This window comes from Haemophilus sp. CCUG 66565, assembly GCF_001679495.1.
In the GTDB taxonomy this organism is placed as follows: Bacteria; Pseudomonadota; Gammaproteobacteria; order Enterobacterales; family Pasteurellaceae; genus Haemophilus; species Haemophilus haemolyticus_K.
The window spans coordinates 216,323-237,364 of the sequence record NZ_LZOX01000002.1; the positions used below are offsets into that span (position 1 = coordinate 216,323).

The 21,042-nt window shown below is 37.9% G+C and carries 20 protein-coding genes; 8 read left to right on the plus strand and 12 right to left on the minus strand.

Translation table 11 applies throughout. The features are described 5' to 3' along the window. Positions 1–11: 11 nt before the first annotated feature. The 11 genes from trpD to purE all read right to left on the minus strand — a co-directional run bounded on the left by trpD (position 12) and on the right by purE (position 10,771). Entirely contained in the window at positions 12–1,013 is a 1,002-nt protein-coding gene (trpD, locus tag A9501_RS02415; protein WP_065264792.1) for an anthranilate phosphoribosyltransferase, read from the minus strand. 52 nt (positions 1,014–1,065) lie between these two features. Next, positions 1,066–1,452, minus strand: a complete 387-nt coding sequence (locus A9501_RS02420) for a tautomerase family protein (RefSeq protein ID WP_065264793.1) — start codon at positions 1,450–1,452, stop codon at positions 1,066–1,068. A 48-nt stretch (positions 1,453–1,500) separates the two neighbouring features. After that, positions 1,501–2,082, minus strand: coding sequence for an aminodeoxychorismate/anthranilate synthase component II (locus tag A9501_RS02425; RefSeq protein WP_005641831.1), 582 nt, complete (start codon positions 2,080–2,082; stop codon positions 1,501–1,503). Between the two features lie 12 nt (positions 2,083–2,094). Beyond that, positions 2,095–3,645 (minus strand): anthranilate synthase component I, encoded by a 1,551-nt coding sequence (gene trpE / locus A9501_RS02430; protein WP_065264794.1) that lies wholly within the window; start codon positions 3,643–3,645, stop codon positions 2,095–2,097. Between the two features lie 104 nt (positions 3,646–3,749). Next, positions 3,750–4,514 (minus strand): glycosyltransferase family 2 protein, encoded by a 765-nt coding sequence (locus tag A9501_RS02435; protein WP_065264865.1) that lies wholly within the window; start codon positions 4,512–4,514, stop codon positions 3,750–3,752. A 188-nt stretch (positions 4,515–4,702) separates the two neighbouring features. Then, positions 4,703–5,539 (minus strand): DUF4198 domain-containing protein, encoded by an 837-nt coding sequence (locus A9501_RS02440; RefSeq protein ID WP_048953228.1) that lies wholly within the window; start codon positions 5,537–5,539, stop codon positions 4,703–4,705. A 155-nt stretch (positions 5,540–5,694) separates the two neighbouring features. Next, positions 5,695–6,624: a universal stress protein UspE gene (gene uspE / locus A9501_RS02445; RefSeq protein ID WP_048953227.1), complete on the minus strand. Its 930-nt coding sequence runs from the start codon at positions 6,622–6,624 to the stop codon at positions 5,695–5,697. A 133-nt stretch (positions 6,625–6,757) separates the two neighbouring features. Further along, entirely contained in the window at positions 6,758–7,531 is a 774-nt protein-coding gene (locus tag A9501_RS02450; RefSeq protein WP_048953226.1) for an FNR family transcription factor, read from the minus strand. Between the two features lie 257 nt (positions 7,532–7,788). Then, on the minus strand, positions 7,789–8,979 hold the full coding sequence (locus A9501_RS02455) for an amino acid aminotransferase (RefSeq protein ID WP_065264795.1): 1,191 nt from the start codon (positions 8,977–8,979) through the stop codon (positions 7,789–7,791). Between the two features lie 139 nt (positions 8,980–9,118). Further along, positions 9,119–10,207, minus strand: coding sequence for a 5-(carboxyamino)imidazole ribonucleotide synthase (purK, locus tag A9501_RS02460; RefSeq protein WP_065264796.1), 1,089 nt, complete (start codon positions 10,205–10,207; stop codon positions 9,119–9,121). 69 nt (positions 10,208–10,276) lie between these two features. Continuing rightward, the gene (purE, locus tag A9501_RS02465; RefSeq protein WP_065264797.1) at positions 10,277–10,771 is read right to left on the minus strand and encodes a 5-(carboxyamino)imidazole ribonucleotide mutase; all 495 of its coding nucleotides are present in this window, start codon (positions 10,769–10,771) and stop codon (positions 10,277–10,279) included. Positions 10,772–10,941: 170 nt separating this feature from the next. On the opposite strand from purE, the gene A9501_RS02470 reads away from it, so the two are divergent. The 6 genes from A9501_RS02470 to A9501_RS02495 all read left to right on the plus strand — a co-directional run bounded on the left by A9501_RS02470 (position 10,942) and on the right by A9501_RS02495 (position 18,555). Then, entirely contained in the window at positions 10,942–11,190 is a 249-nt protein-coding gene (locus A9501_RS02470; RefSeq protein ID WP_048953222.1) for a type II toxin-antitoxin system HicA family toxin, read from the plus strand. Beyond that, complete coding sequence (locus A9501_RS02475; RefSeq protein ID WP_065264798.1) at positions 11,187–11,531, plus strand: type II toxin-antitoxin system HicB family antitoxin; 345 nt, start codon at positions 11,187–11,189, stop codon at positions 11,529–11,531. Before A9501_RS02470 ends, A9501_RS02475 begins: the two co-directional genes overlap by 4 nt. A 53-nt stretch (positions 11,532–11,584) precedes the next feature. Then, complete coding sequence (gene pepN / locus A9501_RS02480) at positions 11,585–14,194, plus strand: aminopeptidase N (RefSeq protein WP_048953220.1); 2,610 nt, start codon at positions 11,585–11,587, stop codon at positions 14,192–14,194. A gap of 198 nt (positions 14,195–14,392) precedes the next feature. Further along, complete coding sequence (gene metE / locus A9501_RS02485; protein WP_048953219.1) at positions 14,393–16,663, plus strand: 5-methyltetrahydropteroyltriglutamate--homocysteine S-methyltransferase; 2,271 nt, start codon at positions 14,393–14,395, stop codon at positions 16,661–16,663. Between the two features lie 167 nt (positions 16,664–16,830). Continuing rightward, positions 16,831–17,580, plus strand: a complete 750-nt coding sequence (locus tag A9501_RS02490; protein ID WP_048953218.1) for an ESPR domain-containing protein — start codon at positions 16,831–16,833, stop codon at positions 17,578–17,580. A gap of 357 nt (positions 17,581–17,937) precedes the next feature. Further along, positions 17,938–18,555 carry a YadA family autotransporter adhesin gene (locus A9501_RS02495; protein ID WP_053087831.1) on the plus strand — a complete coding sequence of 206 codons (618 nt, stop codon included), beginning with the start codon at positions 17,938–17,940 and terminating at the stop codon, positions 18,553–18,555. Positions 18,556–18,886: 331 nt separating this feature from the next. Here A9501_RS02495 and metF read toward each other — a convergent pair whose 3' ends face one another. After that, positions 18,887–19,768, minus strand: coding sequence for a methylenetetrahydrofolate reductase (gene metF / locus A9501_RS02500; RefSeq protein WP_065264799.1), 882 nt, complete (start codon positions 19,766–19,768; stop codon positions 18,887–18,889). Between the two features lie 310 nt (positions 19,769–20,078). On the opposite strand from metF, the gene rplM reads away from it, so the two are divergent. Then, positions 20,079–20,507 carry a 50S ribosomal protein L13 gene (gene rplM / locus A9501_RS02505; RefSeq protein ID WP_005628896.1) on the plus strand — a complete coding sequence of 143 codons (429 nt, stop codon included), beginning with the start codon at positions 20,079–20,081 and terminating at the stop codon, positions 20,505–20,507. Positions 20,508–20,523: 16 nt separating this feature from the next. Further along, the gene (gene rpsI / locus A9501_RS02510; protein WP_005631594.1) at positions 20,524–20,916 is read left to right on the plus strand and encodes a 30S ribosomal protein S9; all 393 of its coding nucleotides are present in this window, start codon (positions 20,524–20,526) and stop codon (positions 20,914–20,916) included. The last annotated feature ends 126 nt before the right edge of the window (positions 20,917–21,042 follow it).

A 21,042-nucleotide genomic window follows, 5' to 3' on the forward strand; every position in this document is an offset into this window, starting at 1 on the left:
TTAGCTTTTTATTAATATGTGGTTAATTTCTGTAATGTTTCAAAGGCTTTACCTGATGCAAGATGCGCCAACACATTTTGCACATTTTGTTTTAAGTCATCGTGCCCGAATAATTTCAATAATAATGCTGTGTTTGCCGCTACCGCATTAGCATGTTCAGATTTGCCTTTACCTTGTAAAAGTGCGGTGAGCATTTGGGCATTTTCTTGCGGTTCCCCCCCACGAAGGCTTTCGAGAGATTGCGTTTTTAAGCCAAAATCTTCAGGTGTTAAAGTGAAATATTCAATTTTGCCATTTTTAATTTCTGCCACTTGTGTTTCGCCGTGTAATGCGACTTCATCTAAGCTAGAACCATGTACAACAAAGGAATGTTGATGCCCTAAGGCAACCGAAGTTTCAGCATAGGTTTTCACTAATTCAGGCGCATATACACCAAGTAAATGATAAGTCGGGCGAGCAGGATTGATAAGCGGCCCTAAAATATTAAAGATAGTGCGCGTTTTTAAAGCGGCACGGACTGGTGCAACATGGCGGAAACCAGAATGATATTGTTGAGCAAATAAAAAGCAGACACCAATTTCATCTAATGCTTGTCGAGCTTGCTCTGGTGTGACATTCACATTCACGCCAAGTGCCGTTAACACATCGCTAGCACCTGATTTACTCGACACGCTACGATTGCCATGTTTTGCTACTTTGGCTCCCATTGATGCTGCCACAATCGCACTGGCGGTGGAAATATTAATGGTATTTTGTCCATCGCCACCCGTTCCCACAATATCCGCAAAAGAATAATTTGGATGTGGGAATGCCTTGGCATTTTGTAATGAGGCGGCAACCGCCCCCGTAATTTCCTCAGTATTTGCTCCCCGCACTTTTAACGCAATCAGCATTGCAGCAATTTGTTCATTGGAAAGCTCACCTTGGATGACTGCATTAAAAAGTGCTGTGCTTTCTGAAGTTGAAAGTGAATGTCCGCTATAAAGTTGTTCTAATAATTGGCTGTGTTGCATAGTCTATTCCTGTTTTTCTTTGTATATGGATTTGCTAATTTTCTATATTTTATTAAACATAAATATCGTAATCTAAATCGCGCGCTTCATCGCCAGTCATTCCGCGGAAACCCCAGCAATGCGCTGGTTGTTCTTTAATCGTGATCTCCACATCGTGAGCACGGATGCCGAGCTTGTACTCCAATTCGCTAAACAGCATTTTTATCAAGCGTTTTTTCGTACCTTCCATACGACCAGCCATCAGATTAATTTCGATGATCGTGTAATCATCGCTACGGTCGAAAGGGTAGTAAAAATCTTCTTTTTCTAAACACAAAAAGCGAATCGCGTGTTTACCTTTCGGAATATCTAAGCCAAGGTAGAGGCTGTTATAAATTACTTCTGCCAGTTGTTCACGACGTGGTGCGAGTTTGGATTTAAGTCCGAATACGGTGATCATTTTTTCTCCTTTAAAGTGCGGTTAAAAATCACCGCACTTTTTGATGTCTTATCTATTTAACAACCATTCAATTGATTGTTGTAATAATTGCGAACCTTGCACAGTTAAAATACTTTCAGGGTGAAATTGGAATGCGCAAATAGGTAAATCGCGATGACGAATTGCCATGATAATGCCATTATATTCTGCATTGACGATAAATTCCTTTGGTAAATCTTGTCCCATTAAAGAATGATAACGCGCTACTGGCATTGGATTAGTAAGATCTTTAAACATGGCTTCGTTATCATGGGTGATACGAGAAACTTTACCATGTAATACTTCGCCAGCGTGAACAACCTTCCCGCCAAAAGCTTGAATCAATGCTTGATGGCCTAAACAAATACCAATAATTGGAACATGATTTTTTAAGCGTTCGATCAATGGCAGCAAAATCCCCGCTTCTGATGGTGTTCCTGGCCCGGGAGAAAGTGCAAGAATGGTATCAGTTGTATTGAGTGCCGTTTCTACCAGTTTTTCTAAATCACAGTCATTGCGGTAAATTGTGACGTTGTGACCCAACACACGGAATTGATCCACAAGATTGTAAGTGAAGGAATCGAAGTTATCTAAAAATAAAATATTAGCCATAATAATTCTTCCTTATTTTGCTTGTGTATTAACTTGACGAATTGCTTTTAAGACAGCCGCGGCTTTGTGGCGTGTTTCATCGGCTTCCATTTGTGGATCTGAATCCAATACTTCACCGCAACCTGCCTGTACATGAGCTATCCCATTTTGTACGAAAGCAGAACGGATCACGATACAGGTATCAAAATGTCCATCGGACGCGAGATAACCCACCGCACCACCGTAACTATGACGTTTTTGTTGCTCAAATTGATAAATAAGCTGCATCGCTTTAATTTTTGGCGCACCAGTTAATGTGCCCATATTCATACAGGCTTGATAGGCGTGAAGTGCATCTAACTCAGGGCGTAATTTACCCACTACGCGAGATACCAAATGCATGATGTGAGAATAGCGATCCACTTGCATCAATTCAGCCACTTTACGTGTACCGCTTTGGCAAACTCGAGCAATGTCGTTACGTGCTAAATCAACTAACATTAAATGTTCCGCTTGTTCTTTGTGATCAAGGCGAAGTTCTAGTTCTAAACGTGCATCCAATTCCGGATCAATATTACCATGAGCATCAAAACCACGAGGGCGTGAACCTGCGATTGGGTAAATTTCTAACTGACGATTTTCTGGCTCATATTTCAGCGCACTTTCTGGTGATGCACCAAACAAAATAAAGTCTTCATCATTCATATAGAACATATAAGGGCTTGGATTATTTTGTTTGAGTTGGGCGTAACTGGCTAATGTATTCGGGCAAGCAAGGGAGAAACGGCGAGAGGGCACAATTTGGAATACATCACCAATGTTAATATGGTGTTTTAATACTTTCACAATGCCAGTAAATTCAGGATCTTCAAAGTTTGTTTTAACCTCATCACTTGCCGCTTTAATAGAAAGAACATTATCAATATTTTTTAGTTTTTGCGCGATAGAAAGCGAGGTTTTCGCAATATTGACTTGTTCTTCTTGAGCAAAACAGAAACTTTTTAGTGTTGCTTGTTGATTTTGATGGTCGATAGTAATGAGGTGTTCGGCAAGATAGAAACTGTAATCAGGGCAGTTAATACCATCATGTTGTAATGTAATGCCATCCATTGGAATAAAATTTGCGACGAGATCGTAAGCAAACAATCCACCTAAGAAAATAGGTGTTTGGCTATGTTGATAAAGAGTAGAAATAACACGCAGTCCATCAAAAATAGTAGCAGACTGTAATTTGCTATCTTCATCGAGTTGATTATCAAGTGGCGAAAATTGTACAGAAAATTCTTCTTCAAAATTGACCGCACTTACTTTTCCAAGCGCGGTTAATTTTGGATGAATTTCTTTTAAAACTTGTTTTCCATTCTCGTTTAATGCTTTAAATGTGACGCTGTGACCTAAGCAAGTTATTTTAACTGCAGCATTGACTAAGATAAGGCTTTGTAAACTATTTTTACTCCCGATTTCAGCAGAGTCGAGTAGAAGAGAATTCGAATTAGCTTGGCAAAGTGTATTAAAAATAGCAGTCGTGTCAGCATAATAAGGAACGGGTTGGGCTGTCACCGCAATAAAGGCTTGAGTTTGCATATTGATATCCTTTTGGAAACTTTTGCACTATTAAACTAGTACAAGAAATGCAAGTCAAGCCTAATTTTAATTTTTTTATGTTTTTTGATGAAAAATGTTTACTTTTATTCCTTTGCCCAAGGGCGACCTTTGTAATATTCAATATTTTGCTGATTAACCAGCTTTAATATGCCGGCAGAAATATGATCATTTATTTCATCTGAGAGTCTTAATTGAGGGAAGAAACTACGAGCAACGATTAATTTATTAAAATCAACGGTATATTTGACAGTATATTTTCCAGAGGTTTGTCCCATTAAACCCAAATTTTTTAAAGCAGACAAAAATCCTCGATCACCGATAGATGGAGTATGCCAACCATGTGCAGCTTTCTGCGCTATTTCGCGAGGTACGGCATAACAATTGGTATCGATATGAGCATTGATTCCGTTAAAATTAAAATGTATTTGTTGCTGAATATCTTCTATTTTAACATCTACGAAAATATCGCTTTTTGTATTCCAATTTCCGAGTGATTCAAAATCATCATTGCAAATAAATTGATGATTTGAATCGTAAAAAGATCGTAAGGAATAAGCAAAATCAGCACCTTGTTCAATCACGTTTACTAAGCTTTCCACGTGATCATCTCGTAGCTGATTGTCATCATCTAAATAACAAATAATGTCTTCTTCAACAAGAAAAGCTGCAGCAGCATTAATGGCTCCGTTAAGGATTCTGTTTTTTCCTGTATTCATTGGTAAGTAAATAGGAATTACATCAGGGAATTGTTCTAATATAGATTTAGCCTTATCCCAGAAAATATTGCTATCGATAAATACATAATGCTTACATGGATAAGTTTGATTTTGCACGCTTTTAATAGCCAAAGCTAATTCTGGACGACCAATTGTTGAAGTGACTACCGCAACGGTTTTACTATTTTGTTTGTTCATCGATATACATCTCTTTTTATTTTGCTATATTGAATAAAAATGGATATTTTTCGTAAGAAAAATATCCATTTTATTGCTAGCGTTTTTGCATTCTATCACCACTATTTTATGGTGTATAGACATTAATGATGGTGATGCTCTGGTCGTGGCGGCAGTTTATCTAAACCTTTTCCAATTGGAAGAATCAATGTTGAGTAGTTTGCCGATTGTTGGCAAATTTGTTGTTCTGGAAATGAAGTTTTATGAATAACTTTGATTTTCCAAATTCCCTCAATAAGAGGAATAATATTTACACGACCTTGTTCATCGGTTTTCCCTGAGAATCCTTGTGGTTCACGATGTCCATCAACGGCCTCAAAATCTTTCATTGCGATGGTATCGGATGTCGCAATGACAGTTTCTCCCGCTAAAGGCTGATCATTATAGAAGATTTGAACAGGGAACGGTTCGCCTGCTTTTACTTTACTTGGATCCTCTAATGGTACAATTTCAAGTGGTAAACCAATACGTGTTTTTGCCATTTCAGCATTTAATTTTTGTTTACCTACAGTAATAAGTTTTTTAGCAAACATTTGGGTTTCTTCGCAATAGGTCGCATTAGGTAAACCTTTTAAATTTTCCATTTTCCAACCTTCTGCATTTTGTGACCAGAATGTTGGTTTGTATGTTGCTGTTACCCAGTAAGAGCCATTAGTTAAAGGTTTACTTGATTGATATTGGTAATTTTCTCCTTTTTGAACCAGTATTTGTTTTTCGCCATCTTGACTGATAACTTCCATTGGCGCAAAAATTTTTAAACGAGCTTCAGGAATTTTTTCTACATAAGGATAGTGACCATATCCCATATTAGCCTTTAATATACTATCTGATGGAATTTGAGCAGGAACATCAACCCAAAGATCATGTGCTTGGGCGATACTTGCAAATGCAAGTAAGCTTACAATAAGTGTTTTTTTCATTTTTTGTCCTTAAATTAAAACGAGAGAGAAATAATTTTATGGATTCTAAATGAAAACAAATCTTATTTAAATAGATTGTGTAGAAAAAGTGTGGATTTGTGATCTAAATCACAAAAGTGCGGTAATATTTTCCGCACTTTTATGTGTGAGATGAATTATTCATCCTTTTTAGATGGTTTGATACCTAAGAGATTACAGCTTAATTTACTTATAACATGTTCTGCAGTATTACCAAGTAAAGCGGCAGATAGTCCTGTACGACCAACAGTGCCAAGGATAACTAGTTCTGCTTCAATTTCTTTAGCTACAGTAGGGATAACCTCCTCAGGGAAACCTTCACGTACATGAGTATGATCTTCTGCTATACCAAATTGTTGTCGTAAGGCTTTCATATTAATAAGATGTTGGCCTCGAATACCATTTTCATAACCTGATGTGTTAAATTCAGGTAAGTCAATGGCCATGTTGATTGGTGTTGAAGGGTAGGCGGCAACTAAATGCACATTGCCACGATTTAAGTTTTCAGCTAATGATATACCAGTTTCAACAAGTTCTAGATTAAATTCATTTTGGTATTCTTGTTCGCCTGAAACATTTACCGCTACTAAAATACGGCGTTGATGTTTCCAGTCGCCATCGCGTACCATTAATACAGGAATCGGGCATTTACGTAGTAATTGCCAATCAACTGGCGTGAAAATTAGAGAAGTAAAACTTTCTTGATCTTTGGTATATTTCACTACAAGATCATAATCATTATTTTCAACTTCTTCTTTTATCGCCTCTGCCTCATTACTGTGCCAAACAATGTGAGATTGTAATTCAATTTCTGGATCAGCATATTTATCTAAGTAATATTGTACAGCATGATGATGCTTTTCAATCACCTGACGATGCATTTCAGAACGTTCTTCTGAAGAAAGTAAGGCAGACATTTCATAAGATAAATCATATACAGATAAAAGGGCGGTAATTTTTACTTTTGTTTCATTTTTTTGTTCTTTCGCTAAACGAACAGCACGAGCAAGAGCATATTGTTTTTCGTTTTCAGGATTAAGAACAACTAGGATATTTTTAAATTTCATCATAACCTCCGAAGCTTTTCATAGAATAAAAAAGAATCTTTAGAATGGCAAGGTGTGAGAGATAAAAAGGTGATCTTATTCTAAGATTATTTTTATCTATGTAAAAAAGGCGTGAATTTGCACGCCTTTTTCATTATTCAACCATTGTAATTTTGGTTTTATTTGTTCCAGTTAACTCAATCAAACCATCAATATCATTAATAGTAATATATTTTCCTTGTACGGTGAGGATACCCAATTTTTGGAAACGACCTAATAAACGACTAATAGTTTCAACAGTTAAACCAAGATAATTTCCTATATCGCCTCGAGTCATGGTTAAACGGAATTCTTTAGCTGAAAAACCACGAGCAGAGTATCGTTTAGAAAGATTATGAATAAAAGCAGCCAAGCGTTCTTCCGCATTCATTTTAGACAGTAATAAAATCATTTCTTGATCACTTTTAATTTCATTACTCATTAAGCGTAAAATTTGTTGGCGTAATTTTGGCATTTTACCGGCTAAGTCATCCAAAATATCATAAGGAATTTCGCATACCATTGCAGTCTCTAATGCTTGAGCAAAACTTGGGTGTTGCATTTGAGTAATTGCATCAAAACCAACTAAATCACCAGGTAAGTGAAAAGAGGTAATTTGTTCTTCACCAGATTCACTAATGGTATAGGTTTTTATGGTGCCAGAACGAATAGCGTAAATAGAATTGAGTGTGTCACCGGCTTTATAAAGTACTTGGGATTTTTGAATGGGTTTTTTTCGTTCGATAATATTATCAAGCTGATCTAATTCGTGTTCGTTCAGTGTAAAAGGGATACAAAGTTGGCTAATACTGCAATCCTGGCAATGAATAGCACAACCTCCCGATTGAATCCGGCGTCCTGCCTTGGTTTCTGCAACGAAATTCTTCATGTAAACCTCAAATATTTCGAGAAATTAGTGTAAAATTGATCTAACGCAAAAAAGTATACCACTAATTAGTCATATAAAGAAGAGTAAATCATCAATGCCTGCTGAGAAATTAACCAAAAAACGTTTGATTCAAATTTTGATTATGTTGTGCATTCTTATAATCGCATTTGTTTGTCGATATTTTTGACATTGAGGGATATTGGTAAAGAATAAGGGCTAAATTTTTTTAAATTTTAGCCCTCTTAAACTCAGAATGATTAAAGCACTTTCACAATACTTTCACATAAATAACGAATATTATCTTCTGTGATACCTGCCACATTGATACGACCAGAACGAACAGCGTAAATGGCAAACTCATCTTTTAAACGATCTACTTGTTCAGGTGATAAGCCACTGAAAGAGAACATACCGTTTTGTTCCATGATGAAGCTGAAATCTTGTTCTGCACCATATTCTTTTAATAACTGAACGAATAAATGACGCATTTTTTTGATACGTTCACGCATTTCAGTCAATTCATTTTCCCATTCTTGGCGAAGTTGAGCATCATTTAATACTGTTGCTACAGTTGCCCCACCATGAGATGCTGGGTTAGAGTAGAGTGTACGAATAATTGATTTCACCTGTGTTAATGCAGTTGAAGCAATTTCTGCATTTTCAGCCACAAGGGTAAAAGCGCCTACACGCTCATTGTATAAACCAAAGTTTTTAGAGAATGAACTTGCCACTAATAATTCTTTATGATTTGCCGCAAAAGCACGTAAGCCATAAGCATCTTCATCTAAGCCATTGGCTAAACCTTGATAAGCAAAGTCAAAGAGTGGTAACCAGCCATTTTTTGCTGAAAGTGCGGCTAATTCTTGCCATTGTTCAGGGGTCGGGTCAATACCAGTTGGATTGTGGCAGCAACCGTGTAAAAGCACCACATCACCTTCACTTGCTTGGCTTAAATCTTCAAGTAAATGTTCCCAGTCAAGGGCTTTGCGTTCAGCATCATAATAACGATATTCACGAATCGTCATGCCCACCGCATTGAAAATGGCATTGTGGTTTGGCCATGTTGGGGTGCTGATCCAAACATTTTGTGCTTTGGTTTGACGTTTAATAAATTCAGCCGCAATGCGTAATGCGCCTGTTCCACCTAAACTTTGTACTGTTCTCGCACGATTAGATTGGATGACTTCAGAATCTTTACCGAAAAGGAGTTCTTTTGTTCGTTCGTTATAATCGGCAATACCATCGATAGTTAGATAATTCTTCGTTTTTTCCTTATCAAATAAGCGTTTTTCTGCTTCTTTCACTGCACGCATAATCGGGGTTGTGCCTTGTGCATCTTTATAAACACCAATACCTAAATTGATTTTATTTTCACGTGTTTCGGATTTGAATGCTTCGCCTAAGCCTAAGATTGGATCGGCTGGTGCCGCTTTGATATGTTCAAACATAGCTTTTCCTTATGTATGTGTTGTGTGGTGTATAATTTTATACTTCAGCCGTTTTATTTTATCAAGAAAGATTTTTATAAAAATTAACCGCACTTTGATATTTTTAAATATTCATCAAAAAGTGCGGTCATTTTTTACATTATTTTAGTTTTTCAATCGCCCAATTTAATCCAGATTGATAATCTTCTGGTAATTCAGTACGGAGTTTTTCTAATTGTTGAATAATGACTGCTTTGTTAGGATGAGAAAGATTGATATGCCCAACCTTACGTCCAGCTCTGACTTCTTTACTGTACCAATGAAGTTGTGCAAACGGTGTATTAAGCCATTTTAGATTATGGTTTGTGCCGATTAAATTCACCATCACGCTAGGGGAGAAAACCTGTAGTTCAGGTGTTGGCAAATCAAGTAGCGCACGTAAATGTAATTCAAATTGGCTAATCGAGCATCCTAGTTGTGTCCAATGTCCACTGTTATGTACACGAGGCGCAAGTTCGTTAATCAGTAATTTGTCGCCTACAACAAAACATTCCATTGCCATTACACCCACATAGCCTAATTTATCCATAATTTTGCCGAGCATGGCTTCCGCTTGTTTTTGTTGTGTGGATTGTTGAGGAAACGCAATATCAACCACACTGTAACGCAAAATACCGTTTTGTTGCAGGTTATGTGTAACGGGATAAAAACGTTTTTCGCCATTTTTAAATCTTGCGCCTACAATAGAAACCTCATAATCGAAAGGAATAAATTTTTCTGCGATCACTTCACCAAATAAGTCATCGGTGATGTCCGCTTTGTTTTCATTGTTGATAATCCATTGACCTCGTCCATCATATCCGCCTGTTCTGCGTTTAACGACAACTTTCTCGCCAACAGTTTGGAAAACATCATTCCATTGCGTTTTATCTTTTAATAAACACCAAGGCGAGGTCGAAAGATTCAGTTCATCAAGCAAGGATTTTTGAGTAAAACGATCGGCTAATAATCCAAATACATGTTGATTAACGAAGTTTTTATGGTTACCGAGTAATTCAGTCAAAGGCGTTTTTTCCCAGCGTTCAATTTCCGCAGTGATGATCGCATTTTCAGGTAAGCCAAAAACTGGCGCATTGAAGGCTAAGGGTTCAACATAAATATCTAAAGGGGCACCTGCGTAACGTAACATTCTGCCGAGTTGTCCGTTGCCGAGTACATAAACGGTTGGATATAAGGTGGAGTTTTGCATAATATTTCTCGTTAAATTTACGAAAAAAACAACCGCACTTTAGAAGTGCGGTCAGAACTGAAGAAATTTTTATGTGCGTGGATCGGGATTGTCCAGTACAGCATGAGTTTGGCTTTCACGGAAAGATTGCAAGCGTGAAAGTAATTCTGCATCCCAACCCGCTAGAATTTGGGCTGCTAACAATCCAGCATTTGCTGCACCTGCAGGGCCAATTGCTAATGTTCCGACAGGAATCCCTTTTGGCATTTGCACAATCGAATAAAGGCTATCTACGCCACTTAACATAGAACTTTTTACTGGTACACCCAGCACCGGCACAAGTGTTTTCGCTGCGATCATACCAGGTAAATGTGCTGCACCGCCTGCCCCAGCAATAATTACTTTATAGCCATTTTTTTGTGCATTTTCAGCAAATTCAAAAAGTTTATCAGGCGTACGATGAGCCGAGACGACTTCCACATGATAAGGTACTTTTAATTCATCTAAAATCTGAGTTGCCTCTTGCATGGTAGCCCAATCGCTTTTGGAACCCATTACAACGGCAATTTGTGCAGTGTTTGACATGCTATTTTCTCAATTTTTTAATTAAAAACGTGGCGTAGAATAGCACATCTTACACATATTAGGCAAACGTTTGCTATTTGCGTAGGTAGTATCTAGTCTTATTTTATAATTATTTGATTTTTAAATTTTAGTAACTATACTTGATACCAAATTAATGGGTGATAGTTTATATGGGACGAACTGAAAAATTATTAGATAAGCTCGCACAGTCAAAATCTACATTTGATTGGAATGAATTAGTTTCTTTGTTAGCTCAACAAGGTTATGAAAAGCGAGAAATGGCCGGTTCTCGAGTGAGATTTTATAATAGAACGCTCGATCATACGATTTTGTTACACAAGCCTCACCCTGAAAATTATATTAAAGGCGGTGCTTTAAAGTCAGTGAAAGAATCATTAAAACAGGTAGGTATTCTATGAAGTTATTAAATTATAAAGGTTATGTAGGCACGATTGAGGCGGATTTAGAAAACAATATATTGTTTGGCAAACTTGCTTACATTCGTGATTTAGTGACTTACGAAGCAGAGTCATTATCTGAGCTAGAAAAAGAATTTCGTCAATCTGTTGATTTATATTTACAAGATTGTTTGGAATTAGGTAAAGAACCGAATAAGCCTTTTAAAGGTGTATTTAATGTACGAATTGGCGAGGAATTACATAGAGAAGCAACGATCATAGCAGGCGAGCGTTCGCTTAATGCTTTTGTGACGGAAGCGATTCAAGAAAAAATTTTTCGTGAAAAACCAAGTTTAAGATAACAAAACGTAACGATATCATACTCACATTTTCTTTCTTCAAAGTAGGGCAAATTATGTTAGCCAAAGCAAAATATAGAAAAGATTACAAACAACCAGATTTTACGGTTACCGACATTTATTTAGATTTTCAACTCGATCCTAAACATACTGTGGTAACCGCAACCACAAAATTCCAACGCTTAAATGATGAAGCAACTTCTTTACGTTTAGATGGGCATAGCTTCCAGTTTTCTTCTATTAAATTTAATGGTGAGCCATTTTCTGCCTATCAACAAGATGGGGAGAGTTTAACGCTCGATTTAAAAGGTAAAAGTGCGGAAGAATTTGAACTTGAAATTGTGACCTTCCTTGTACCAGCCGAAAACACTTCATTACAAGGGTTATATCAGTCTGGTGAAGGCATTTGTACGCAATGTGAGGCGGAAGGTTTCCGTCAAATTACTTATATGCTTGATCGCCCCGATGTACTGGCACGTTATACAACCAAAATTACTGCAGATAAAACTAAATATCCTTACTTACTTTCTAATGGTAACCGCATTGCAAGTGGTGAATTAGAGGATGGTCGTCATTGGGTGGAATGGAACGATCCGTTTCCGAAACCAAGCTATTTATTTGCTTTAGTGGCGGGAAATTTTGATTTATTACAAGATAAATTTATTACTAAAAGTGGACGAGAAGTTGCATTAGAGCTTTATGTAGATCGCGGTAATCTTAACCGTGCAACTTGGGCAATGGAAAGTCTGAAAAAAGCGATGAAATGGGATGAAGATCGCTTTAATTTAGAATATGACCTCGATATTTATATGATCGTTGCAGTGGACTTCTTCAATATGGGCGCAATGGAAAACAAAGGGTTAAATATCTTTAACTCTAAATTCGTGTTGGCAAATCCACAAACAGCAACAGATGAAGATTATCTTGCCATTGAAAGTGTGATTGCACACGAATATTTCCATAACTGGACAGGCAACCGTGTTACCTGCCGTGATTGGTTCCAATTAAGTTTGAAAGAAGGTTTAACGGTTTTCCGTGATCAAGAATTTTCTTCAGATACGGGTTCTCGAGCTGTTAATCGCATTAATAATGTGAAATTTTTACGCACGGTTCAATTTGCTGAAGATTCAAGCCCAATGTCGCACCCAATTCGCCCTGAAAAAGTGATTGAAATGAATAATTTTTACACGGTGACCGTATATGAAAAAGGGGCAGAAGTGATTCGTATGTTGCATACTTTATTAGGTGAGCAAGGTTTCCAAAAAGGGATGCAGCTTTATATTGCTGAAAATGATGGTAAAGCGGCAACCTGTGAAGACTTTGTTTCCGCAATGGAACGTGCAAATAACCTCGATTTAAATCAATTCCGCCGTTGGTATAGCCAATCGGGTACACCAGAATTATTGATTAGCGATACGTATGACGAAAAAACGCATACTTATCGTTTAACAGTTTCACAATCCACACCGCCAACCGCAGATCAAATGGAAAAAGTGAATTTACATATTCCATTAAAAGTGGCGCTTTATGATGCGAATGGCACGAAACAAATGCTACAACATAATGGCGAATTGTTGAGTGATGTATTAAATGTTACTGAAAAAGACCAAGTCTTCGAGTTTCATGGCATTTATGGTCGTCCAATTCCAGCATTGTTATGTGATTTTTCTGCACCGGTAAAACTGGATTATGATTATAAAACGGAGCAGTTATTAGGCTTGCTGAAATTCGCAGATAATCAATTTATCCGTTGGGATGCGGCTCAGATGTTATTTGCACAAGAATTACGCCGTAATGTTGTGCGTTTTCAACAAGGTGAGGCACTAGAAATTTCGCCTGAAATCTTGACCGCACTTTCTCATGTTCTGAACCATTATGAGAAAGATATTGAACTGGCAACCTTAATTCTCACCCTTCCAAAAGAAATGGAATTTTCGGAAGGTTTCAAAACCATCGATCCTGATGGCATTTCAGCCGCAAGAGCATTTATGCAAGCGCAAATTGCCGAGACTTTAAAAGATGATTTCTTGCGCGTTTATACTCATATTCGTCTTGATGATTATCAAGTTACGCAACAAGACATCGCCTTACGCGCAATGCGTAATCTTTGCTTAACTTATTTGGCTTATACCAATTTGGGTAACAACTTAGTCCAAAAACACTACAATAATGCGAATAATATGACCGATACATTGGCTGCATTAAGTGTTGCGACTAAAGCGGCATTACCTTGCAGAGATGCGTTATTAGCTGATTTTGAACAAAAATGGCAACATGATGGATTAGTGATGGATAAATGGTTTGCATTACAAGCCACTCGCCCAGATGAAAATGTGTTGGAAATTATTCAGTTATTAATGGATCACCCAAGTTTTAACTTCAACAATCCAAACCGTTTGCGTGCATTAGTAGGTAGCTTTGCAAATCACAACTTAAAAGCATTCCATAATGTAAGTGGATCAGGCTATCGTTTCTTAACTGATGTGTTAATTCGTTTAAATGAAAGCAATCCGCAAGTGGCTGCGCGTTTAATAGAGCCATTAATTCGTTTTTCTCGCTTTGATGCTCAACGCCAAACCTTGATGAAACGTGCTTTAGAACGCTTAAGCATTGTAGAAAATCTTTCAAAAGATTTATTTGAAAAAATTGAGAAAGCGTTGCAGTAAAAGTGTGGTAAATTTTGCAATAGTTTTGGGGCATTTAGTATGCCCCTTTATTTTATACGTGGTTTTAGTATTAATTTATTTCATACAAATCCTGAAAATAATAAGTTTGCATAATACACTGAGATGACGCATTCTATACCCGTACAGACGTTTAGCCGTCTAAATGATTAAGAAGATTACTTTAAAACGGGAGTTATTATGACAACATCACATATCTTAGGCTTTCCTCGTGTAGGTGCAAAACGTGAATTAAAATTTGCACAAGAACGTTATTGGCGTAAAGAATTAGCAGAGCAAGATTTATTAGATTTAGCGAAAGCGTTGCGTGAAAAAAACTGGAAACATCAAGCAGCGGCGAATGCGGATTTTGTGGCTGTGGGCGATTTCACGTTCTACGATCATATTTTAGATTTACAAGTGGCAACAGGGGCAATTCCTGCTCGTTTTGGTTTTGATAGCCAAAATTTAACCCTTGATCAATATTTCCAACTTGCACGTGGTAACAAAGATCAATTCGCAATTGAAATGACTAAATGGTTCGATACGAACTATCACTATCTCGTGCCAGAATTTCATAAAAATACACAATTCAAAGCTAATCCAGCACATTATGTAAATCAAATTCGTGAAGCAAAAGCCTTAGGTTTAAACTTCAAACCTGTGATTGTTGGCCCATTAACATTCTTATGGTTGGGTAAAGAAAAAGGCGAAGCATTTAACCGTTTCGATTTATTAAATCAATTAGTGCCTGTTTATGTTGAAATCTTAAATGCATTAGTGGCTGAAGGTGCGGAGTGGATTCAAATTGATGAACCTGCATTAGCATTGGATTTACCTGCAGAATGGGTTGAAGCCTATAAATCTGTGTATGCTGAATTAAGCAAGGTGAATGCAAAATTATTGTTAGCCACTTATTTTGGTTCCGTTGCACAACACGCTGAGTTATTAAAAGCCTTACCTGTTGCGGGCTTGCATTTAGATTTAGTTCGTGCACCAGAACAACTTGCAGCCTTTGAAGATTACAGCAAAGTGTTATCTGCAGGTGTGATTGAAGGCCGTAATATCTGGCGTGCAAACTTAAACAAAGTGTTAGATGTATTAGAGCCATTAAAAGAAAAATTAGGCGAGCGTTTATGGATTGCACCAAGCTGTTCATTATTGCACACCCCATTTGATTTAGAAGTGGAAGTACAATTAAAAGAAAAAAATCCTGCACTTTACAGCTGGTTATCTTTCACACTACAAAAAGTAGAAGAATTAAATGTATTAAAACAAGCCTTAAATCATGGCAGAGCCTCTGTACAAGCGGCATTAGATGCAAGCCAAGCGGCAGCAGATGCACGTGCAACCTCAAAAGAAATTCATCGTCCTGAAGTGGCAGATCGATTAGCAAACTTGCCAAAAGGTGCGGATCAACGTAAATCGCCATTTGCAGAACGTATTGTTAAGCAAAATGCGTGGTTAAATTTACCGCTTCTTCCAACCACAAACATTGGTTCATTCCCACAAACGACTGAAATTCGTCACGCCCGTGCAAGTTTCAAAAAAGGTGAATTATCCCTTGCAGATTACGAAGCGGCAATGAAAAAAGAGATCGAATATGTGGTACGTCGCCAAGAAGAATTAGATTTAGATGTATTAGTTCACGGCGAAGCAGAACGCAACGACATGGTGGAATACTTTGGGGAATTATTAGATGGTTTCGCATTCACTAAATTTGGTTGGGTACAAAGCTACGGTTCACGTTGTGTGAAACCACCAGTAATTTACGGTGATGTAACTCGCCCAGAGCCAATGACAGTACGCTGGTCACAATATGCACAAAGCTTAACAAACCGCGTGATGAAAGGGATGTTAACAGGCCCTGTGACAATTCTTCAATGGTCATTCGTGCGTAACGACATTCCACGTTCAACCGTATGTAAACAAATCGGCGTGGCATTATCTGATGAAGTGTTAGATTTAGAAGCGGCGGGCATTAAAGTCATTCAAATTGATGAGCCAGCTATTCGTGAAGGTTTACCACTTAAACGTGCAGATTGGGATTCATACTTACAATGGGCAGGCGAAGCATTCCGTTTAAGCTCAATGGGCGTGCAAGATGATACGCAAATTCACACTCATATGTGTTATTCCGAGTTTAACGACATCTTACCAGCGATTGCTGCATTAGATGCGGACGTGATTACCATCGAAACTTCACGTTCAGATATGGAATTATTAGATGCCTTCGTGAAATTCAACTACCCGAATGACATCGGTCCAGGTGTGTATGATATTCACAGCCCACGTGTACCAACCGCAGGTGAAATCGAACACTTATTACGCAAAGCGTTAAATGTCATTCCAAAAGAACGCTTATGGGTAAACCCAGACTGCGGTTTAAAAACTCGCGGCTGGACAGAAACTATCGATCAACTAAAAGTGATGGTGGATGTAACCAAAAAATTACGTGCGGAATTAGCGTAAATTTTAAGTTTATTACTTAACTGTAACTTAAGGACTGAGGTTGTATTTTACCATTTCAGTCCTTTATATTTATGGTGAAACATAAAATAGATGATTGTTATAATTATGTTGTTGTTGTGTACAATCCGTGTTCAATTTTTTACTGTTACTATTTAAAGAGGAAAATTATGAATAAAATTTTTAGAATTGTATGGAACGAAGCAGCTCAAGCCTGGGTCGCCGTATCTGAACTGACTAAAAAACACAAAAAACGTGCTTCTGTAACCGCCGTTGCAGCTACTCTTGTTGCTGGCATGCTTTCTCCTTTCGCGCAGGCGAGTACGACGGACTCGGATGTGGCTAAGAATCTTCAACCTTCTGAGTTGGGAACAGACTATTATTTTCGTGTTACGACAGCTAACACTGGTGAGCCAGACGATCTTGATTATTATAATGGATGCAAGAATGGAAATGTAGACAGTGCATGCCCAGATACAGAGATGAATATAGGCGTATTAGATAAAGATTCAGTTATAACAGAAGAGACAAAGGATAAGAGCGATAATTCCAGATTGATTTTAGAAGGGAATAAAGGGATTAGACTTACAAGAAAGAACGATAACTATACGGCTCATAAAATCACCTTTGATGCGCCAGTCGAGGTTGCTAGCGGTAGCGGTGCGGTATCAATAGAGCAGCCTGTGGAAGGTGATAACGCAGGCCATACAATTATTAAATCTGAAATCATATCCGGTACTCCAGATAAAATAGGAGTGGAATCTAAAGATGGTGTAACCAAAATTACCTGGGTAGGTGGTGCTGGTGGTGCAAAAGGTGCTGACGGTAAATCGGCTTACGACCTCTGGAAAGCAAAAGATGGCAATGCTGATAAATCTGAAGCAGACTTCTTAGCTTCACTTAAAGGTGATAAAGGTTAGAACGGTACTAATGGTACTAACGGTAAATCAGCTTACGACCTCTGGAAAGCAAAAGATGGCAATGCTAATAAATCTGAAGCAGACTTCTTAGCGTCCCTTAAAGGTGAGAACGGTACTAACGGTAAATCGGCTTACGACCTTTGGAAAGCAAAAGATGGCAATGCTGATAAATCTGAAGCAGACTTCTTAGCTTCACTTAAAGGTGATGCTGGCCGTCAAGTAGTTGCGGGTAAGGGTATTACTGCTACAGTAAATACAGATGATACATTAAGGATTGAAGCAAAAACCAAACCAAACGGTGGTATTAGCGCACAAGAAGAAGGTCTTTCTATCGATACTGATGGCACAACAATCACATTGAAGTCAGGTAAAGTTTCAGCGGCAACGGGTACGATTACAGCGGGAGAGACTCCATCTGTTGCTACAGCTGATGCGAATAAACTGGCGAAAGCTGGCGAAGTAGCGGAAGCGATTAAGGCTGCGAAAACTAAAGTAGTTGCTGGTAGTGGCATTAAAGTCACATCTAGTGGCAATGGATATACTGTTTCTGCCGACTTACCGTTTACTAAAAATGCAGATAAGTCAATTAGCTTAAATGAGGAAGGTGTAATCCGTAATGTGGCTAATGGACGTGTAGCTAAAGACAGTAAAGATGCCGTGAATGGTAGTCAGTTACATGCTGTTGAACGCCGTTTGAGTGGCAATATGGATAAGTTAAACCATCGCATCGATAAAATGGGCAAACGTGCAGATGCTGGTACGGCAAGTGCAATTGCTACGGCAAACTTGCTCCAATCTTATCGACCTGGTTTGTCAGCTGCTACTGCTGCAGTAGGTGAATATCGTGGCCAATCTGCGGTTGCTGTTGGTTATAGTCGCCTTTCTGATAATGGAAAATATGGTGTGAAATTATCACTAGGTGCTAATACACAAGGTAATGTTGGTGCCGGTGCTGGTGTAGCATATTTCTGGTAATAACCTGATTTTCCTTTAACTTTCGAATGAAAGGTTGATATTAAAATGTGATGATTGCGTTGTGATCATCACATTTTTTATTATTTGCACATTATTCCTGTTCCTCGTAGAATACGAGCAATCTTACCTTTAAAGTGCGGTGAAAATTAACCGCACTTTTCTTACAGTCAACTATCCTGAGAGATAAACGAGTATGTATCAATTATTCCGTCACGGCATTTTCCAAAAGCTCGTTTTTTTTGATAATCATTTATCTAAGATAAAAATTGTAAAGAAAAAAGAACCCACGCTTTGAAAGAGCGTGGGCTTTGAATATTAAATAAGTCGTATATTAGCTAGGTCTTACACCTAACATATGACAAATTGCATAAGTTAATTCACTACGATTTAGCGTATAGAAATGGAAGTCATTCACTCCTTCGCGAGATAAAATTTTCACCATATCCATCGCAACACTTGCTGCTACAAGATTACGAGTAGTTTGATCATCGTCTAATCCTTCATAAGCGTTAACAAGCCATGCAGGAATTTTCACATTAGTGAAAGAAGCCATTTTTTGTAATTGCTTAAAGTTAGTTACAGGTAAAATGCCCGGCACGATTTCAGTATCAATACCAATTGATGCACAACGATCACGGAAACGTAGGTAGTTTTCAATATCAAAGAAAAATTGAGTGATAACATGATTTGCACCTGCATCAATTTTACGTTTTAAATTAATCAAGTCTGCTTGTGCTGATTTTGCTTCTGGATGAACTTCTGGATAAGCAGCCACAGAAATATCAAAATCAGCGACAGAACGGAGTAATTCCACGAGATCTGACGCATAAAATGGTTTTTTGGCATATCCTTTGGGTTCGTCACCGCGTAACGCAACGATACGACGAATACCACTGTTCCAGTAATCTTTAGCAATTTGTTTTAATTCTTCAGGTGTGGCATCAATACCAGTTAAATGCGGAGCCGCTTCTAATCCAGTTTCTTGTTTGATTGCTTTTACAATGCTATGAGTGCGGTCACGCTCGCCTGAGTTTGCGCCATAAGTAACAGAAACGAATTTCGGTTTTAATACTTTTAAACGATGAATCGAATCCCATAAAAGCGTTTCCATTTTTTCATTTTTTGGTGGGAAAAATTCAAAAGAAACATTAATTTTTTTATTGAAGTCAGCGATGTGTTGATTAAGCGTGTCAATTTCTTTAGCGTAGCTCATAAAAATTCCTATAACTAGTATGATGATATTTAAGTTAACAATAAAATAACTTTATGTATGAGTCAATTTTAATAAATTCATTAAAAATATTAATTTAGTTAATGTAAATAGGTTTCAGCAAAAATACTAAAATTTTGCATAAAAAATTAGCATTAATGAAATAAATATGTATAATACACCGACCCTGTAAATGTGCGAATTCCCATCGTACATTATTTTATTGAGATCTCACTCGAAGGGGTGGCGATTAAGATCAATGGTTGTGTTCGTAAGAACACTGGGTATCAAACTAATTTTTGGTAATTAATTAATGAAAACTTTTGTAGCAAAACCAGAAACGGTTAAACGCGACTGGTACGTAGTAGATGCGACAGGTAAAACTTTAGGTCGTTTAGCGACTGAATTAGCACGTCGTCTTCGTGGTAAACACAAGGCTGAGTACACTCCACACGTAGATACTGGTGATTACATCATCGTTATCAACGCAGACAAAGTGGCAGTAACTGGTCGTAAAGAAACAGATAAACTTTACTACTGGCACACTGGCTATGTAGGTGGTATTAAACAAGCGACTTTCAAAGAAATGATCGCTCGCCGTCCTGAAGCAGTGATTGAAATTGCGGTTAAAGGTATGTTGCCAAAAGGTCCATTAGGCCGTGCAATGTTCCGTAAATTAAAAGTGTACGCAGGTGCTGAACACCAACACGCTGCACAACAACCACAAGTATTAGATATTTAATCACGAGGTTTAGAAAATGGCAGAGAATCAAAACTACGGCACAGGTCGCCGCAAAAGCTCTTCAGCTCGTGTATTTATCAAACCGGGCAGTGGTAAAATCACTATCAACCAACGTGAATTAGACGTTTACTTCGGCCGTGAAACTGCGCGCATGGTAGTACGTCAACCATTAGAATTGGTTGAATTAACTGATAAATTAGACCTATACATTACTGTTAAAGGTGGTGGTATTTCTGGTCAAGCGGGTGCAATCCGTCACGGTATCACTCGTGCATTGATGGAATACGATGAAACATTACGCCCAGCACTTCGTGCAGCTGGTTTCGTTACTCGTGACGCACGTCGCGTTGAACGTAAAAAAGTGGGTTTACACAAAGCACGTCGTCGTCCACAATACTCAAAACGTTAATTTTTATTTTCGTTTCGAAAAAGAAAAGCAGAGAGAAATCTCTGCTTTTTTGTTATCTAACTTATTGATTATAAAACAATAAAAAAGAATTGTTTGGCAAATGACTTACGCTTTGTGGTAGAATAC

Bases quoted from the DNA above. Each gene is read 5' to 3' on its own strand.
- trpD (WP_065264792.1), bottom strand. From the start codon at position 1,013: ATGCAACACAGCCAATTATTAGAACAACTTTATAGCGGACATTCACTT.
- A9501_RS02420 (WP_065264793.1), bottom strand. From the start codon at position 1,452: ATGATCACCGTATTCGGACTTAAATCCAAACTCGCACCACGTCGTGAA.
- A9501_RS02425 (WP_005641831.1), bottom strand. From the start codon at position 2,082: ATGGCTAATATTTTATTTTTAGATAACTTCGATTCCTTCACTTACAAT.
- trpE (WP_065264794.1), bottom strand. From the start codon at position 3,645: ATGCAAACTCAAGCCTTTATTGCGGTGACAGCCCAACCCGTTCCTTAT.
- A9501_RS02440 (WP_048953228.1), bottom strand. From the start codon at position 5,539: ATGAAAAAAACACTTATTGTAAGCTTACTTGCATTTGCAAGTATCGCC.
- uspE (WP_048953227.1), bottom strand. From the start codon at position 6,624: ATGAAATTTAAAAATATCCTAGTTGTTCTTAATCCTGAAAACGAAAAA.
- A9501_RS02450 (WP_048953226.1), bottom strand. From the start codon at position 7,531: ATGAAGAATTTCGTTGCAGAAACCAAGGCAGGACGCCGGATTCAATCG.
- A9501_RS02455 (WP_065264795.1), bottom strand. From the start codon at position 8,979: ATGTTTGAACATATCAAAGCGGCACCAGCCGATCCAATCTTAGGCTTA.
- purK (WP_065264796.1), bottom strand. From the start codon at position 10,207: ATGCAAAACTCCACCTTATATCCAACCGTTTATGTACTCGGCAACGGA.
- purE (WP_065264797.1), bottom strand. From the start codon at position 10,771: ATGTCAAACACTGCACAAATTGCCGTTGTAATGGGTTCCAAAAGCGAT.
- A9501_RS02470 (WP_048953222.1), top strand. From the start codon at position 10,942: ATGGGACGAACTGAAAAATTATTAGATAAGCTCGCACAGTCAAAATCT.
- A9501_RS02475 (WP_065264798.1), top strand. From the start codon at position 11,187: ATGAAGTTATTAAATTATAAAGGTTATGTAGGCACGATTGAGGCGGAT.
- pepN (WP_048953220.1), top strand. From the start codon at position 11,585: ATGTTAGCCAAAGCAAAATATAGAAAAGATTACAAACAACCAGATTTT.
- metE (WP_048953219.1), top strand. From the start codon at position 14,393: ATGACAACATCACATATCTTAGGCTTTCCTCGTGTAGGTGCAAAACGT.
- A9501_RS02490 (WP_048953218.1), top strand. From the start codon at position 16,831: ATGAATAAAATTTTTAGAATTGTATGGAACGAAGCAGCTCAAGCCTGG.
- metF (WP_065264799.1), bottom strand. From the start codon at position 19,768: ATGAGCTACGCTAAAGAAATTGACACGCTTAATCAACACATCGCTGAC.
- rplM (WP_005628896.1), top strand. From the start codon at position 20,079: ATGAAAACTTTTGTAGCAAAACCAGAAACGGTTAAACGCGACTGGTAC.
- rpsI (WP_005631594.1), top strand. From the start codon at position 20,524: ATGGCAGAGAATCAAAACTACGGCACAGGTCGCCGCAAAAGCTCTTCA.